The following is a 14,871-nucleotide window of genomic DNA, read 5'->3' on the forward strand; positions in this document are numbered from 1 at the left end:
ACTGCCATAGGCGTCAATCTTTGGATTTCCGCACGATATATACGCCTGCGAGGCAGAGAACGAAACCAAAGGCGATGCGCCAGGTGACCGGCTCGCCCAGGATCATCCAGGCCAGTGCAATTGCCAAAGGTGTGACAAGGTAAAGCAATGTGGACACGCGGGTCGCGTCGCCGCGCTGAACAAGTGCGACATAGAGGCTGATCGAGATCAGGGAATTTGCGATGACCAGATACGCAAGGGAAAGGATCAGGTTTGGATGCCAGGTGACTTCCATCGTTTCAGTCGCCATTGCGATGGGAAGCAGCACGGCAAATCCGATCACATATTGAACAGCACCACCCAACACTGGGTCGCTGCGCCGCCCGTGACGTTTTTCCAGCAAAGTGGCGGCGGTCAGGCCGACCAATGCACTAACCGCAAGCAGCCCGGCGGAAAGAGGCACTGCGCTGGTCTTGTCAAAGACGCTGATTGCAACCCCCGCAAAACCCAGCGCCAGGCCGACCCACATCACGGGCCGTCCACGCGCTTCTCCGACCAACGGAGAGAAGGCGGCGACAAGTGCGGGTTGCAAGGCCATCACGATGGCAGTGGTGCCGGCACCCAACCCCTGTTTCATCGCCTGATAGGCCAGACCGAAGTAAACACACTGAATAAGAAACCCACTTGCCGCCATCGCGGCCCAGTGCGCCGGATCACGCGGCAGGGCAGGGCGGAACACCGCCAGCAGCGGCAGAAGACACAGAACAGCCAGACCATAACGGATCGCAAGCATGGTCATAGGTTCCACATAGGGCAGCCCCAGCTTGGCAAAGCTGTAGCCACCCGCCCAGAACAGCACGAACAGAACCGGTGCACCCAACCAGAATATCGATACCGCGCGGGCCGAGGTCATCATCTATTCCAGCTTCGAAGATAATCGCCCAAGCATATCAAGGCATTGGGCCATCTGGTCGACCGAGACGTATTCATCAGGTTTATGCGCCTGATCGATTGATCCGGGGCCGCAGACAACGACGCTCATCCCCAACTGCTGGAATATCCCGGCCTCGGTGCCGAAAGGTACAACGTCGGCGCCATTTGCCCCTGTCAGTTCCATCACAAGGTCACGCGCCTCGTTCTCGTCCATTGGCTCCAGCCCGTCGACCTCACCGATTACTTCGGTCTTGATACCGGCACCGGGATGAACAGTCTGCATTGCCGGGATCAGGGTTTGCGCGCAAAACCGGTGCAGTTCGTCTTTGACGTAATCCGCATCCGCCTTTTGCACTGGTCGCATCTCCCAATCGACCCGCGCCTTACCGGGGATCACATTATGGGCCACCCCGCCCACCAACGTACCGGTATTGATTGTTGTCCATGGCGGGTCGAACGGGCTGTTTGCCGGTGCTCGCCCTTGCAAATCAGCCTTCAGCGCCAGCAGTTTCGACACGTATTGCACCGCGTATTCGACTGCGTTAACGCCGCGCTCGGGGGCCGAGCCATGGCCTTCGAACCCGGTAAAATGCGCTGTATATTCATAGCAACCCTTATGGCCTTCGATGATGCGCATCGAGGTGGGCTCGCCGATGATGACCACAGCGGGTTTGATCGCTTTCTCCCGCAGGGTCTTGGCCAAAGCCTGCGCGCCAAAACAGCCGATTTCTTCATCATAGGTAAAGGCAAAATGCACCGGGCGCTGAAGGTCCAGCTTTGCGTAATACGGGGCCATGACGACTGCCGCCGCTATAAACCCTTTCATATCGCAGGTTCCGCGCCCAAACCACTTGCCGTCCCGCTCCTCCATCACGAACGGGTCCGAGGACCAGTCCTGATCGGCGACAGGCACTACATCGGAATGGCCTGACAGAACGATACCACCGTCGCGCTTTGGGCCCAATGTGGCAAAAAGATTGGCTTTGGTGCCGGTTTCATCATGCCATATTTCAACCTCTGCACCGCAATCGCTCAACCGGTCCGCGAGGTGTTTGATCATGTCCAGGTTGCTGTCTGACGAAACCGTGGGGAAGCTGATCAGTTCGCCCAGCAGGGTCTTGGCGTCTTCGAGGGTGCTCAAGGCTTAGTCTTTCACAAAGAGCTTTCGCTCGATATTGCACAGGGCTTCGGCGGGGCCGTTTTCAGTGATAAGAATGGTTTCCGTGGTCTCAAGCCCCCAGCTGTCCATCCATAGCGCAGGCATGAAATGGAAAACCATGCCCGGTTGCAGAATGGTCTCGTCTTCGGCGCGGATCGACGCTGTCCGTTCGCCCCAATCTGGCGGATAGCTCAGGCCGATAGGGTATCCCATGCGCCCCTCCCGTTCGAGTCCGTGACGGGCAAGAACCTTAAGAAAAGCGGTTGCAATGTCGCTTGTCCGATTGCCAGCCCGGGCAGCCTCCAGACCCGCCGCTATCCCTTCGATCTGCGCGCGTTCCGCGTCCCGCATTTCTGGCGGCGGAGTGCCAAGAAATACCGTGCGGCAAAGCGGAGCGTGGTACCGCCGATAGCAGCCTGATAGTTCGAAAAATGTTGCCTCACCTTCTTTCATCGGCGCGCCATTCCATGTCAGGTGCGCGGCAGTGGCATCCAGCCCTGAGGGTGTCAAAGGGACAATGGCCGGGTAATCCCCCCAATCATCCTCAACCCCGGTAATCCCGGCGTGAAAGATATCTGCGACAAGGTTGTTCTTGCGCACGCCCACTGCGGCGCGATCAATGGCCGTTTGGATAACTTTTTCTGAAATCCGGGCCGCCTTGCGAATAAAAACAACCTCTTCTTCCGACTTGATCAGGCGCTGCCAGTTAACCAGTGCCGTCGCATCCACCAGCGTTGCTTCGGGCAATTCCTTGCCCAAAACCTCGTGTGCCTTTGCGGAATAGTAATAGTTCTCCATCTCAACGCCGATACGGGTCGCGTCCAGCCCAAGCGCGCGAATGTGGCCAGCCAGATCCTGCATGGGATGGCGTATGGTTGATTGAACGTAGTGGTCTGCATAGCCGCGAATGTTGTCCTTGGACATCCAGCATGTGCGCAACCCACCCAATGCATCCATCTGGCGTCCCCACCAAATCGGCTCTCCTTCCATGCCGAGCAATACGCCCTGATGCACATAAAAGGACCAACCATCATAGCCAGTCAGCCAAGCCTGGTTCGACGGGTCGGTGACAAACAGCAGTTCTAACCCCGCTTTTTCCATAGCGCTTCGGGTTTTGGCGATCCTGCGGTCATATTCCGCTTGGCTGAAAGGGGCGTGTTCAATCGGCATGGCATCCTCGGCGGCTGGATATGACATGTAATTGAGCGCAATCTTACCAATTTGTACACAGATGAACTTGTGAGTGATACCTGAACCGCGACTCCTGTTAGAAGCCAATTGGTTGTTTGATGATACGATCACGGTATGGGCACAGGGTATTCGCACTCAGCATCGAAGGACACCGTAGAATAGAGCGTTGGACGCACGCAAGGGTCCCAGTTCGGCGGACGGCACGATTCCGAAAACCGCGCCAAAAACCATGAACCCCCGAGGGTCGCGAAAAGCTCCTCGGACATCATCTGATCACGGGTCTCTCGGCTGCTTGTGCGGTTTTATGCTGCGCCAGAGCGAGGATCGGCGTTTCTCCGCTGGATATGATTGCAATACGGCAACGGTGGCGCCTGATCTCGTAGGTGGCATGGTGCGTGGAGTAGGTGTCCTGAGGCACAGTGAAGGCTCGCTGCCAAACCCCAGATGTCCAAGGACTCAACCAATGTTACACACTGCGCCCACCTGTCGAGAGGCGTCCCCTTGTTTCGATGCATGTCGATCCAGCGCGCTCGACACCAACGGCATTCTCAATTCAACGGGTGCCGCGTCCCCTGTGGTGAACGAGGCAGAGTGCCAGAACTTGCGCAAGTCCATCGGTCAAGGGAAAGCGCGCAATCTTTGGGAAATGGTTGCTTGGGGTTTGTTGGTGATTGTCCAAATCGCTGCGTACGCCGTCATGTTTTACGGTGTGTTGGTTATGCAAATCTCGCTGCTTCCCTACGTATTTCTGGTCGCACTGACCGTGTTACTTTGGCTGGGTTACGATTGCATTCGCGATATGCGCAAGGATACTTCATCCGCTACCAGTCAGAGATAGATATCCATTCTTACCTGAATGACTTTGGGGCAACGACAGTCGATATCTGCGGCCATACTGCCGGACCTTGTGGAATGTAAGTGTCGCCCTTCGCGATTTTCCTGGGGCAGGGCGCTTTCGATTTCAAGACACTTCCTGGCAACGGGCATCTTTCACGAAAGTCAGTGACAGAGCCGGTTGACAACAGGTTTTGTATTTTGGATACATTTGTCAGGGATATCGCAACGACCCGTATTGTCACTGAACGCTCTGACGACAAAGAGCCCTGCGATTGTCTTGCAAAGTCCATTTCTGGGAGAAAATCATGAAACTCAATCTTCTGGCCGCAACCACGGCAATCGCCCTGTCGGGTGCCGTGGCACAGGCGAATACCCTTGTGTATTGTTCCGAAGGTTCGCCCGAGGGGTTTGACCCTGCTCTGTTTACCGCAGGAACAACCTTTGATGCCTCATCGCATCCTATTTATAACCGGTTGCTGGAATTCGAAACCGGTACGACCAATGTGATCCCCGGCTTGGCTGAAAGTGTCGAGGCCAGTGATGATGGCCTGGAATACACGTTCAAGCTGCGCCAGGGTGTCAAATTCCATTCGAATGACGAATTCACCCCGACCCGCGACTTCAATGCCGATGACGTAATCTTCTCGTTCATGCGCCAAAAGGACGAGAACCACCCCTATAACCAAGTGTCTGGCGGCACGTGGGAATACTTCCAGGGCATGGGGATGCCGGATCTGGTCTCTTCTATCGAAAAGATTGATGACTACACGGTGAAATTCACCCTGTCCAAGCCAGAGGCGCCCTTTGTTGCGAATATGGCGATGGACTTTGCATCGATCATGTCAGCCGAATACGGCGATGCTATGCTGGCTGCCGGCACGCCTGAAAAACTGAATACCGCGCCCATCGGGACCGGGCCTTTCTCGTTCGTGGCCTACCAGAAAGACGCGGTGATCCGCTATGCGGCTAATGGCGATTATTGGAAAGAACCGGCGCAGGTCGAAAACCTGATCTTTGCCATTACGCCGGACGCGTCTGTTCGCTATCAGAAGCTGAAAGCTGGCGAGTGCCATGTGATGCCTTACCCGAACCCGGCTGACATTCAGGCGATGAAGGATGATGCAGACATCAACATGATGGAGCAGGAAGGGCTGAACGTCGGGTATCTGGCTTACAACACCACGATGGCGCCGTTCGACAACCCCAAGGTTCGCAAAGCGTTGAACATGGCGATCGACAAGCAGGCGATCATCGACGTGGTTTTCCAGGGCTCGGGCCAGGCTGCCAAGAACCCGATCCCGCCAACCATGTGGGGTTATAACGACGCCATCGCGGACGATCCATACGATCCCGAAGCGGCCAAGGCTATGCTTGATGCCGAAGGTGTCACAGACCTGTCGATGAAGATCTGGGCGATGCCGGTTCAGCGCCCCTACAACCCCAATGCCCGCCGCATGGCCGAGCTGATCCAGGCTGATTTTGCCAAGGTTGGTGTGGGCGTCGAAATCGTCTCGTACGAATGGGGCGAATACCTGTCACGCTCGAAAGAACTGAACCGCGATGGTGCTGTTTTGCTGGGCTGGACCGGTGATAACGGCGATCCGGACAACTTCCTGGCCGTTCTGCTGGGCTGCGACGGGGTCGAGGCATCAAACCGTGCGCAATGGTGCCACCAGCCGTTCGAGGATCTGATCCTGAAAGCCAAGCAAAGCACCGATCAGGCTGAGCGGACCAAGCTGTATGAAGAAGCGCAGGTCGTGTTCAAAGAGCAGGCCCCATGGGCAACCATTGCTCACTCGGTTGTATTCATGCCGATGAGCAACAAGGTGCAAGGCTACAAAGTGCACCCGCTGGGCGGCCACATCTTCTATGGTGTGAGCGTCGAGTAAGCCACCACTCACTCACCGGAGCCGCCTGTTTGGCGGCTCCGGCTTTCTTATTGAGGAGGTCGGCCTGAATGCCGGATCTGTCCGAATATCGTCAACTGGCACGGGACATGTCAGTCGACGCTGTTGCTCTTGTACCTGGCCCGAATTTCACCCGCGCTTTGGGAAAAGCATTCATGAGCCACGAACGGCCCTTCGTGGTTGTTGTCCCGGCTGAGGGACAGGCTGCAGCGATTGTGCCCAATCTGGAACTGGCCTCATGGGATCTTGTCGGATTCGAGGGCGCTGTTTTCGATTGGCGCGATCAGACCGGTTATGACGATGCGTTTACCGCATGGGCCGCACAAATGCCGATCCGCTCGCTTGCGGTGGAAGGTCAGGTGATGCGGGTTTTCGTCTCTGCGGCGTTTACCCGTGCTTTGCCGGGCTTACGGATCGTCGACGGTGAACGCGAAATCTCGGGCCTGCGCATAATCAAGACCGATGAAGACATTGCTGCGATGCAGGCGGCCATCGATATCTCGGAACGTGCTCTGGGTCGTGTGATTGCAGATGTGCGTGTCGGTCAGACTGAAAAACAGGTCGAGCAGGCCCTGATACAGGCGCTGTTTGCAGAAGGGGCCGAGTCACTGGCTTTTTCGCCCATCGTGGCGGCTGGCGACAATTCGGCACGACCGCATGGGAAAGCGCGCAGCGACTACCAGATCAGGGCAGGCGACGCGTTACTGTTCGATTTCGGTGCCCGCATAGATGGTTTCGCCGCCGACATTACGCGAACCTTCTTTGTTCAGGACGTGTCGGACGAGGGCAGGGAAGTCTACGACACCGTTCTGCGCGCCAACAAAGCCGGGTTCGAAGCCTGCCGCCCGGGTGTAACGGCCCATGACATCGACGATGCGGTCATAAGCGTGCTCGAGGCCTCGCCATTTGCGGATCGTATTCGCACCAAAACGGGTCACGGGTTGGGTCGGGATGTGCATGAGGCACCTTATATCATGCGCGGAAACCACCAGAAAATTCTGCCGGGTATGGTCTGGACGAATGAACCAGGTCTGTATGCGCTCGAAAGTTTTGGCGTTCGCATCGAAGATGATGTGCTTGTCACTGAGGATGGCTGCCGGTCGCTGACCCATTTCCCCAAAGAGCTTACAATCATAGGTCGCTGATGTTTGGTTACTTACTCACCCGCATTGGCCTGTTCGTCCCGACCTTTCTGGGCGTGACGTTGATTTCATTCATGTTTATCCGGGTGCTGCCGGGTGATCCGATCATCGTCATGGCCGGCGAGCGCGGCATGACTGAAGAACGCTACCAGGAAATGGTGGAAAAGCTGGGTTTCGACAAACCGGTGTTGCAGCAATACTGGGAATACCTTGCCGGAGTTTTGCAGGGCGATCTCGGCGAAAGCTTTGTCACAAAAAAACCGGTCTGGGAGGAGTTCTTTTCGCTGTTCCCCGCGACAATGGAACTTTCGCTCTGCGCCATGATCTTCGCCATCGCATTGGGTCTGCCTGCCGGTGTGATTGCGGCGGTGAACCGGGGGAAGTTTTTTGACAGGGCACTGATGTCTTCGGCATTGGTCGGGTATTCGATGCCCATCTTCTGGTGGGCGCTGCTGCTGATCATCGTGTTTTCGGGCAATCTTGGCTGGACACCGGTGTCCGGTCGGATCGACCTGCTTTATTACTTCCCAAGTGTCACTGGCTTTATGCTGATCGACAGTCTTTTGTCCGGGCAGGAAGGCGCATTCGGGTCGGCCGTTCGTCATCTGATCCTTCCGACGATTGTGCTGGGTACTATTCCGCTGGCAGTGATCGCGCGTCAGACCCGGTCGGCGATGCTGGAGGTTCTGGGCGAGGATTACATCCGCACTGCACGTGCAAAAGGGTTGTCGCCGACCCGGGTAAACGGGCTGCATGCGCTACGTAACGCGCTGATACCGGTTGTCACGGTGATCGGGTTGTCGGTTGGTACGTTGCTGGCGGGGGCAATTCTTACTGAAACCATCTTCAGCTGGCCGGGCATCGGCAAGTGGATGGTCGATAGTATTTTCCGCAGGGATTACCCGGTGGTGCAAGGGGGTTTGCTGATGATCGCGGTGATCGTGATGCTGGTGAACCTGCTGGTCGATGTTTTGTACGGCATCATCAACCCCAAAATCCGGAGACGATGATGACCGAGCTTTCGTCGAACCAGCCAATGGCCGAAAATCGTCCCAGCGCACTGCGAGAGTTCTGGTACTATTTCAGCGAAAACCGCGGTGCCGTGATCGGGTTGTGGGTTTTTGCCGCCTTTGTGTTCTGTGCGGCCTTTGCCCCTTTGTTGGCCCCCTATGATCCGACCGAACAGTTCCGCGACCATATCCTGCAACCCCCTGCCTGGCAGGAAGGCGGAAGCTGGGCCTTCCCGTTGGGCACCGATCCTTTGGGCAGGGATATGCTGTCGCGGCTGATCATGGGTTCACGCTATTCCTTCTTTGTGGGGATCGTTGTGGTCTGTGTTGCCGTAACGGGCGGCGTAATGGTCGGCCTTCTGTCGGGTTTTGCGCCCAAATGGGTTGATACGTTGATTATGCGGGTGATGGACATCGTCCTGGCTTTCCCGTCTCTGCTGCTTGCCCTTGTTCTGGTCGCCATTCTGGGCCCATCACTGACCAATGCGATGATCGCTATCGCCATCGTGTTTCAACCGCATTACGTGCGCCTGACCCGCGCGTCGGTTCTGGCGGAACGGCAGAAAGACTATGTGACCTCGGCCCGTGTGGCCGGTGCGGGCAAGTCGCGGCTGATGTTCATCACGGTATTGCCCAATTGCCTGGCTCCGATCATCGTGCAGGCGGCCCTGTCTTTTTCGACTGCTATTCTGGACGCGGCGGCCCTTGGGTTTCTGGGCATGGGCGCGCAGCCTCCCACGCCGGAATGGGGCACCATGCTGGCTGAAGCGCGCGAGTTCATCCTGCGCGCATGGTGGGTTGTCACCTTCCCCGGTCTCGCAATCCTGGTCACCGTACTTGCCATCAACCTGATGGGCGACGGGTTGCGCGACGCGCTGGACCCGAAACTGAAGCGGAGCTGATCGCATGAGCCTTTTGCAGATCCGTAATCTGACTGTCGAGTTCGCCACATCTTCGGGCAGTTTCCGCGCCGTGGACGGTGTCGATCTGTCGGTCGACAAAGGCGAATTGCTGGCCATCGTTGGCGAAAGCGGTTCGGGCAAGTCTGTGTCGATGCTGGCACTGATGGGCTTGCTGCCCTGGACCGCCACGATCACCGCCGATGAGATGAGCTTTGAAGGCCGCGACCTGTCCGGTATCTCGGCCCGTGAACGGCGCAAGATCATAGGCAAGGACATGGCGATGATCTTTCAGGAGCCGATGTCTTCGCTGAACCCCTGTTTTACTGTCGGGTTCCAGATCAAAGAGGCATTGCGCATCCACCTTGGCCTGAACCGAAAAGAGCGTCACGAGCGTGCGGTCGAATTGTTCGATCAGGTTGGCATTCCCGCGCCTGAAAGCCGCCTGAATACTTTTCCGCATCAGATGTCAGGGGGTATGAACCAACGGGTTGTGATCGCGATGGCCATTGCCTGCAAGCCCAAGCTGCTGATCGCGGATGAACCGACCACGGCACTGGACGTGACCATTCAGGCGCAGATTCTGGATCTGCTGATCCGGTTGCGTGATGAGCATGACATGGGCCTTGTTCTGATCACCCATGACATGGGCGTCGTTGCGGAAACCGCCGAGCGGGTTCAGGTGCAATATGCCGGGCAAAAGGTTGAAGAACAGCCTGTCAGAGATTTGTTCCGAACCCCGCGTCATCCCTATACCACGGCTCTGTTAAGTGCTTTGCCGGAACGGGCGACGTCCAAGATTCTGCCGACGATTCCAGGTGTTGTTCCGGGGCAATTCGACAGGCCAAAAGGTTGCCTATTCAGTCCACGGTGCCGCTTTGCCGATGCGACCTGCGCCCAGACCCCGCCGACCCCTCATGCCGAGGCATTTGGCAAGGCGCGCTGTCACCATGTTGAAAAGATTGCCGCCGGAGAGCTGGTATGACCACACCTATCGTTCAGGCCAACGCCCTGACCCGGTTTTACACGGTCAAAGGCGGGTTGCTGTCCAAGCCCGCAACCGTAAAGGCACTGTCGGGGGTGGATTTCGACCTGCAACCGGGAAAAACACTGGCCATTGTCGGAGAGTCAGGCTGTGGCAAGTCTACGCTGGCCAGACTGATCACAATGATCGAAGAACCAACCTCGGGCAGCCTGACGATCAACGGGGTCGACATTACCCCTTCGCAATGGAGCAAGATGCGAGAGACGGTGCAGATCGTTTTTCAAGACCCCTATAGCTCGTTGAATCCGCGTCAGCGCATCGGGCAGATCCTGCAGGAACCGCTGATTATCAACCGGCCACAGATGACAGCCGCCGATCGCGAAAAGCACGCTCGCAAGATGATCGAGATGGTGGGCCTGCGCCCGGAACATTATGACCGCTATCCGCATATGTTCTCGGGTGGGCAGCGCCAGCGGATCGCCATTGCGCGGGCGCTTATGCTGGATCCCAAGGTGCTGGTTCTGGATGAACCTGTCTCGGCGCTGGATGTTTCGATTCAATCGCAGATCCTGAACCTGCTGGTCGATCTTCAGGAACGGCTGAACCTGGCCTACCTGTTCATTTCACATGACTTGTCGGTTGTCCGGCATTTCGCCGATGACGTGATTGTCATGTATTTGGGGCGCGCGGTTGAAAAAGGCCCGAAAGAGCAGCTGTTCGCGGCACCCCGACATCCGTACTCCAAGGCGTTGCTGTCCACGACGCCCCGTGCCGACCCGGATGCCCGGAAAGAGCGGATCAAGCTGGAAGGCGAATTGCCGTCACCGATGAATATCCCGAAAGGGTGCGCTTTTGCGCAACGATGCTGGCTTGCGACGGACCAGTGCAGGCAAACATTGCCTGAATTGGATGACGAAACCCATCAGGTCGCGTGTCTGCATCCTCTTTTCTGAAGAACCAGATGGCAGACGAAAACGCCCGGGCCATAGGACCGGGCGTCAGGAAGTCCGCACGTCCTTGAAGGCGTCAGAGCCCCCATTTCTCGCGGTTTGCTTCAAAGAAGCCTTCCGCTTTTTTCACTTCGATCCAGTTGTTCACATAGTTGATCCAGATCTGATCGCCTTGTGGCAGGATCATCGCAATCGGCGAAGGTGACCGGGGACCGGCGTTTTTCACGCGGATAACAGGAAACTTCTCCTCAAGGGTCGAGCCCTCGATGTTCGACGTTATGAATACATCAGCACGACCGGCGATTACTTCCTGATACCCGCGGGCCGGGGCCTCTACCACCTTGATCTCGGCGTTTGGGAACCATTCGCGGACCCGTTTTTCGAATGTGGTGCCCAAAGTTGTCGCGACTTTCACACCGGTCTGGTTGATCGAGTCATACCCGTCGAATTTGTTAGCCTTGTCCTTGGTGGTGTAGGGAAAAAGTTCGACCGAAATATAGCTGTCCGAAAAACCCGCAACTTTCATGCGCGGTGGCGAAATCGATGCCGACCCGGTCAAGTGGTACTTGCCCGCGACCACACCATTCACCAGTGTTTTCCAGTCGGTGGGGACAAATTCGACCTCAACTCCAAGATCGGCGGCCAATGCATTCATGATGTCGATGTCGTATCCTTTGTAGCTGTTGGTTGCCGGGTCGCGCAGTGTCATCGGGTTCCAGTCACCTGTGGTCCCAACCTTGAGAACGCCGGAATCCAGCACCTCGTTCAGCGCAGATTGCGCCTGTGCGGAACCGGACAATACAAGCCCCAACACGGCAACCGCCGCGGCTTTCCAAAAAACGCTCATAGGTATCTCCCGTTGGTGGCGTTACGACCTTGTGATTGCAATCCTCATTGATTTCAGTCCAAAGGGAAAGATAACCTCAAGAAAATATTACTATGGGGCAAAAACGGGGGCAGTTCAGCTTATGGCAGGCGCCGCAATCGAGCTTGTGGGCGTGAATAAGTGGTATGACACATTTCACGTTCTCAAGGGCATCAACCTGACGGTCAGCAGCGGCGAAAAGGTGGTGATTTGCGGGCCTTCGGGGTCAGGCAAATCCACGGTCGTTCGGTGTATCAACCGGTTGGAAAAACACCAGAAAGGTATCATTCGGGTAGATGGGGTTGAGCTGTCGGATGACGTCAAGTCTACGGCAACCATACGGTCCGATGTCGGAATGGTGTTCCAGCAATTCAATCTGTTTCCGCATTTGACCGTTTTGGAAAACCTGACTTTGGGTCCGATCAAAGCGCGCGGCCTGAGCCGGAAGGACGCAGAGGAAAAAGCGCGCCATTATCTGGATCGTGTACATATCCCCGATCAGGCGGACAAAAAGCCAATGCAGTTGTCTGGTGGCCAGCAACAACGCGTAGCGATTGCACGATCCTTGTGCATGGAACCGCGCGCGCTGTTGTTCGATGAACCCACGTCGGCTCTGGACCCCGAGATGATCTCAGAAGTGTTGGAAGTTATGGTTGAACTGGCAAATGAGGGCATGACCATGGTGGTTGTGACCCACGAGATGGGATTTGCCCGCAAAGTTGCCGACAAGATGATCTTCATGGATGCCGGTGAGATTGTCGAAGAAGGCAAGCCGGAGCATTTCTTTACCAACCCTCAGTCTGACCGCTGTCGCAAATTCCTGTCTCAGATACTGCAGCACTGAGAGGGGCAGATGAAAAAACTTCTACTAATCGTACCTTTGCTGCTGGCAGGCTGTTCTTCCTCCCAGACCTGGGGCTGGTATGTGATCGACCCGACTACAGCATCGGGGTGGATCAATGTGAAATTCCTGATCTCGGGGATGGGTGCAACGATTCAGATTTCACTGATCGCCGCCGTGCTGTCGATCATCATCGGATTGCTGGTGGCCCTGCCGGGATTGTCCGAAAAACGTGGCTGGCGGCTGGTCAACCGTGTTTACGTTGAATTTATTCGCGCAATTCCCCTGCTGCCGATGCTGTTCTGGGTCTTTTATGGCTTGCCCATCGTGTTCAAGTCGATGGGCATGAATGTCCCGATCGATCCCTTTTGGGGTGCAATCATCACCCTGGCGATTTCCGACAGCGCCTTCACTGCGGAAATTTACCGTGCAGGCATTCAATCCATTGCGCGCGGTCAAAGCGAAGCGGCGCAGACCATCGGGCTGAACTATGTGCAGACCATGCGCTACGTGATCCTGCCGCAGGCAATCCGGCGCATTCTGCCGCCCTTGGCAAACCAGTTCATCTACATCGTAAAGATGAGTGCATTCGCCAGCGTCATCGGGATGCAGGAACTGACCCGCCGCGCGAATGAGCTGGTGGTTACGGAATACCGCCCGTTGGAAATCTATACCCTGTTGATCTTTGAATACCTGATCCTGGTTCTGATCATCAGTGCGGGTGTGCGCTGGCTGGAGCGTCGCATGGGCGCGGACGAGCGCGGATAAGGAGAATTGATATGGACTGGAAAGCTTTCATGGCCGAGACCGAGGCCAATATCGGAACTTTTTCGCAGGAAGTGCCCGAAACCGTGCGCGGCTTTGGCATCATGGGCAAGGCCGCCAAGACCAATGGCGCACTAAGTGAGAAAACCAAGGAATTCATGGCCCTTGGCATCGCCATTGCGACCCGCTGCGACAGCTGCATAGGGTTTCACGTGCGTTCCCTTGTCCGGCTGGGTGCAACCCGAGACGAGATGTGCGAGGCATTGGCGATGGCGACCTATATGGGCGGCGGGCCGTCTTATGCTTACAGCGCCAAAGCGCTGAAGGCTTATGATGTGTTTTCCGGGTAATTGCCGCGCATAGCATTAATGCGGGTTATGATCAGGCGTTTGGTTCCGGTTTCATTTGCCCCATGCCTCCCGCGTTTTCTTCTGCGGTTTTGCGAATAATTGCACCGATTTTCAGAAGGTTTTCGCCCAGCGGGTTGGTCTTTCGCCAGATCAGGCCGATGGTTCGGGTTGGTGGGGTGTCCTGAAAGCGGGCGATGGACACGTCGGCAGACCGGGTTTCCAGCCCCACGGCCATTTCCGGTATCAGCGTCACACCGATGCCCGCCCCGACCATCTGTACCAGTGTGGACAGAGAACTGCCCTCCATAATGTGCTGCGGTTCGATATTGCGGATCGAACAGAAGGAAAGCGCCTGATCTCTGAAACAATGCCCTTCTTCCAGCAACAACAGCCGCATCGTTCTGAGCTGTGACGAACTTGGCATTGGCAACCCGGCGTCCCGCGCCGGGCGAACCAGCAGAAAGTCTTCGTTAAACAACGAAAATTCCCGAAGGCTGGGCTCCGATACTGGCAAAGCGACAACGGCAAAATCCAGTCTTGAGTCCAAAATTTCGCCGATCAGGGTTTGGGTGATGGTCTCTTTGGGCTCGATCGTCAGCTGTGGGAATCGTTGCGACAGTGCCTTGATGATTGATGGCAGCAAGTAAGGCGCGACCGTGGGGATGACCCCGATTCTGATGCGACCCGACAAGGGACCAGCGGAAGATTGCACAAGATTCCCCAAATCTTCGACCCGCGTCAGGATTTCGCGGCCATGTTTTAGGACATCTTCGCCAAGCGCGGTCAGGCGCGTCTCGCGCGCTGCGCGTTCGACCAAGGGGCCACCCATGATGGCCTCCAGCTCTTTGATTTGTATGGAAAGCGCGGGTTGCGAAATCGCGCTGGCCGCCGCGGCTTTGCCAAAATGGCGGTAGGTGGCAAGCGCTTCAAAGTAGCGCAGGTGTTTAAGCGTGAGTGACTTCATAGAAAAAACTAATCACAATGATAGTAATTACAAATTTCCAATTATCGAAACTGTGGGATACGAGTCAAGACATCTGAACCCCTCAGTAAATACT

General features: G+C 56.3%; 15 protein-coding genes. 10 read left to right on the forward strand and 5 right to left on the reverse strand.

Annotated elements, in window-relative coordinates:
• Positions 1–13: 13 nt before the first annotated feature.
• The 3 genes from ACR0DS_RS17760 to ACR0DS_RS17770 are packed head-to-tail and all read right to left on the reverse strand — an operon-like array spanning position 14 to position 3,268.
• Entirely contained in the window at positions 14–895 is an 882-nt protein-coding gene (locus tag ACR0DS_RS17760) for a DMT family transporter (RefSeq protein WP_480616877.1), read from the reverse strand.
• On the reverse strand, positions 896–2,053 hold the full coding sequence (gene argE, locus ACR0DS_RS17765) for an acetylornithine deacetylase (RefSeq protein ID WP_480488823.1): 1,158 nt from the start codon (positions 2,051–2,053) through the stop codon (positions 896–898). It abuts the gene before it with no gap.
• Positions 2,054–2,056: 3 nt separating this feature from the next.
• On the reverse strand, positions 2,057–3,268 hold the full coding sequence (locus ACR0DS_RS17770) for a M24 family metallopeptidase (RefSeq protein ID WP_480560434.1): 1,212 nt from the start codon (positions 3,266–3,268) through the stop codon (positions 2,057–2,059).
• Between the two features lie 457 nt (positions 3,269–3,725).
• Here ACR0DS_RS17770 and ACR0DS_RS17775 point away from each other — a divergent pair, with 457 nt between their 5' ends.
• The 7 genes from ACR0DS_RS17775 (at position 3,726) to ACR0DS_RS17805 (ending at position 10,995) form a co-directional block, all read left to right on the forward strand.
• Entirely contained in the window at positions 3,726–4,100 is a 375-nt protein-coding gene (locus ACR0DS_RS17775; protein ID WP_480560432.1) for a hypothetical protein, read from the forward strand.
• Positions 4,101–4,404: 304 nt separating this feature from the next.
• Positions 4,405–5,988, forward strand: coding sequence for an ABC transporter substrate-binding protein (locus ACR0DS_RS17780; RefSeq protein ID WP_480560430.1), 1,584 nt, complete (start codon positions 4,405–4,407; stop codon positions 5,986–5,988).
• Positions 5,989–6,056: 68 nt separating this feature from the next.
• Positions 6,057–7,151: a M24 family metallopeptidase gene (locus ACR0DS_RS17785; protein ID WP_480560428.1), complete on the forward strand. Its 1,095-nt coding sequence runs from the start codon at positions 6,057–6,059 to the stop codon at positions 7,149–7,151.
• The gene (locus ACR0DS_RS17790) at positions 7,151–8,158 is read left to right on the forward strand and encodes an ABC transporter permease subunit (protein WP_480477613.1); all 1,008 of its coding nucleotides are present in this window, start codon (positions 7,151–7,153) and stop codon (positions 8,156–8,158) included. The genes ACR0DS_RS17785 and ACR0DS_RS17790 overlap by 1 nt, the downstream gene beginning before the upstream one ends.
• On the forward strand, positions 8,158–9,060 hold the full coding sequence (locus ACR0DS_RS17795; RefSeq protein WP_480488831.1) for an ABC transporter permease subunit: 903 nt from the start codon (positions 8,158–8,160) through the stop codon (positions 9,058–9,060). Before ACR0DS_RS17790 ends, ACR0DS_RS17795 begins: the two co-directional genes overlap by 1 nt.
• Before the next feature lie 4 nt (positions 9,061–9,064).
• Positions 9,065–10,042 carry an ABC transporter ATP-binding protein gene (locus ACR0DS_RS17800; protein WP_480484647.1) on the forward strand — a complete coding sequence of 326 codons (978 nt, stop codon included), beginning with the start codon at positions 9,065–9,067 and terminating at the stop codon, positions 10,040–10,042.
• Positions 10,039–10,995: a dipeptide ABC transporter ATP-binding protein gene (locus ACR0DS_RS17805; protein ID WP_480560426.1), complete on the forward strand. Its 957-nt coding sequence runs from the start codon at positions 10,039–10,041 to the stop codon at positions 10,993–10,995. The genes ACR0DS_RS17800 and ACR0DS_RS17805 overlap by 4 nt, the downstream gene beginning before the upstream one ends.
• Positions 10,996–11,068: 73 nt before the next feature.
• Here ACR0DS_RS17805 and ACR0DS_RS17810 read toward each other — a convergent pair whose 3' ends face one another.
• The gene (locus ACR0DS_RS17810; RefSeq protein WP_480560424.1) at positions 11,069–11,839 is read right to left on the reverse strand and encodes a transporter substrate-binding domain-containing protein; all 771 of its coding nucleotides are present in this window, start codon (positions 11,837–11,839) and stop codon (positions 11,069–11,071) included.
• Between the two features lie 121 nt (positions 11,840–11,960).
• Here ACR0DS_RS17810 and ACR0DS_RS17815 point away from each other — a divergent pair, with 121 nt between their 5' ends.
• Genes ACR0DS_RS17815 through ACR0DS_RS17825 form a run of 3 tightly spaced genes read left to right on the forward strand, consistent with a single transcriptional unit; the run spans position 11,961 to position 13,813 of the window.
• Positions 11,961–12,701 carry an amino acid ABC transporter ATP-binding protein gene (locus tag ACR0DS_RS17815; RefSeq protein ID WP_480560422.1) on the forward strand — a complete coding sequence of 247 codons (741 nt, stop codon included), beginning with the start codon at positions 11,961–11,963 and terminating at the stop codon, positions 12,699–12,701.
• A gap of 9 nt (positions 12,702–12,710) precedes the next feature.
• Positions 12,711–13,466 carry an amino acid ABC transporter permease gene (locus ACR0DS_RS17820; protein WP_480560420.1) on the forward strand — a complete coding sequence of 252 codons (756 nt, stop codon included), beginning with the start codon at positions 12,711–12,713 and terminating at the stop codon, positions 13,464–13,466.
• 11 nt (positions 13,467–13,477) lie between these two features.
• Positions 13,478–13,813: a carboxymuconolactone decarboxylase family protein gene (locus tag ACR0DS_RS17825; RefSeq protein WP_480484652.1), complete on the forward strand. Its 336-nt coding sequence runs from the start codon at positions 13,478–13,480 to the stop codon at positions 13,811–13,813.
• A 31-nt stretch (positions 13,814–13,844) separates the two neighbouring features.
• Here the strand turns inward: ACR0DS_RS17825 and ACR0DS_RS17830 are convergent, their stop codons facing one another.
• A complete protein-coding gene (locus ACR0DS_RS17830) occupies positions 13,845–14,777 on the reverse strand; it encodes a hydrogen peroxide-inducible genes activator (RefSeq protein ID WP_480484653.1) in 933 nt (310 codons plus the stop codon).
• Between the last annotated feature and the right edge of the window lie 94 nt (positions 14,778–14,871).

Source organism: Ruegeria sp. AF5, from assembly GCF_056541905.1.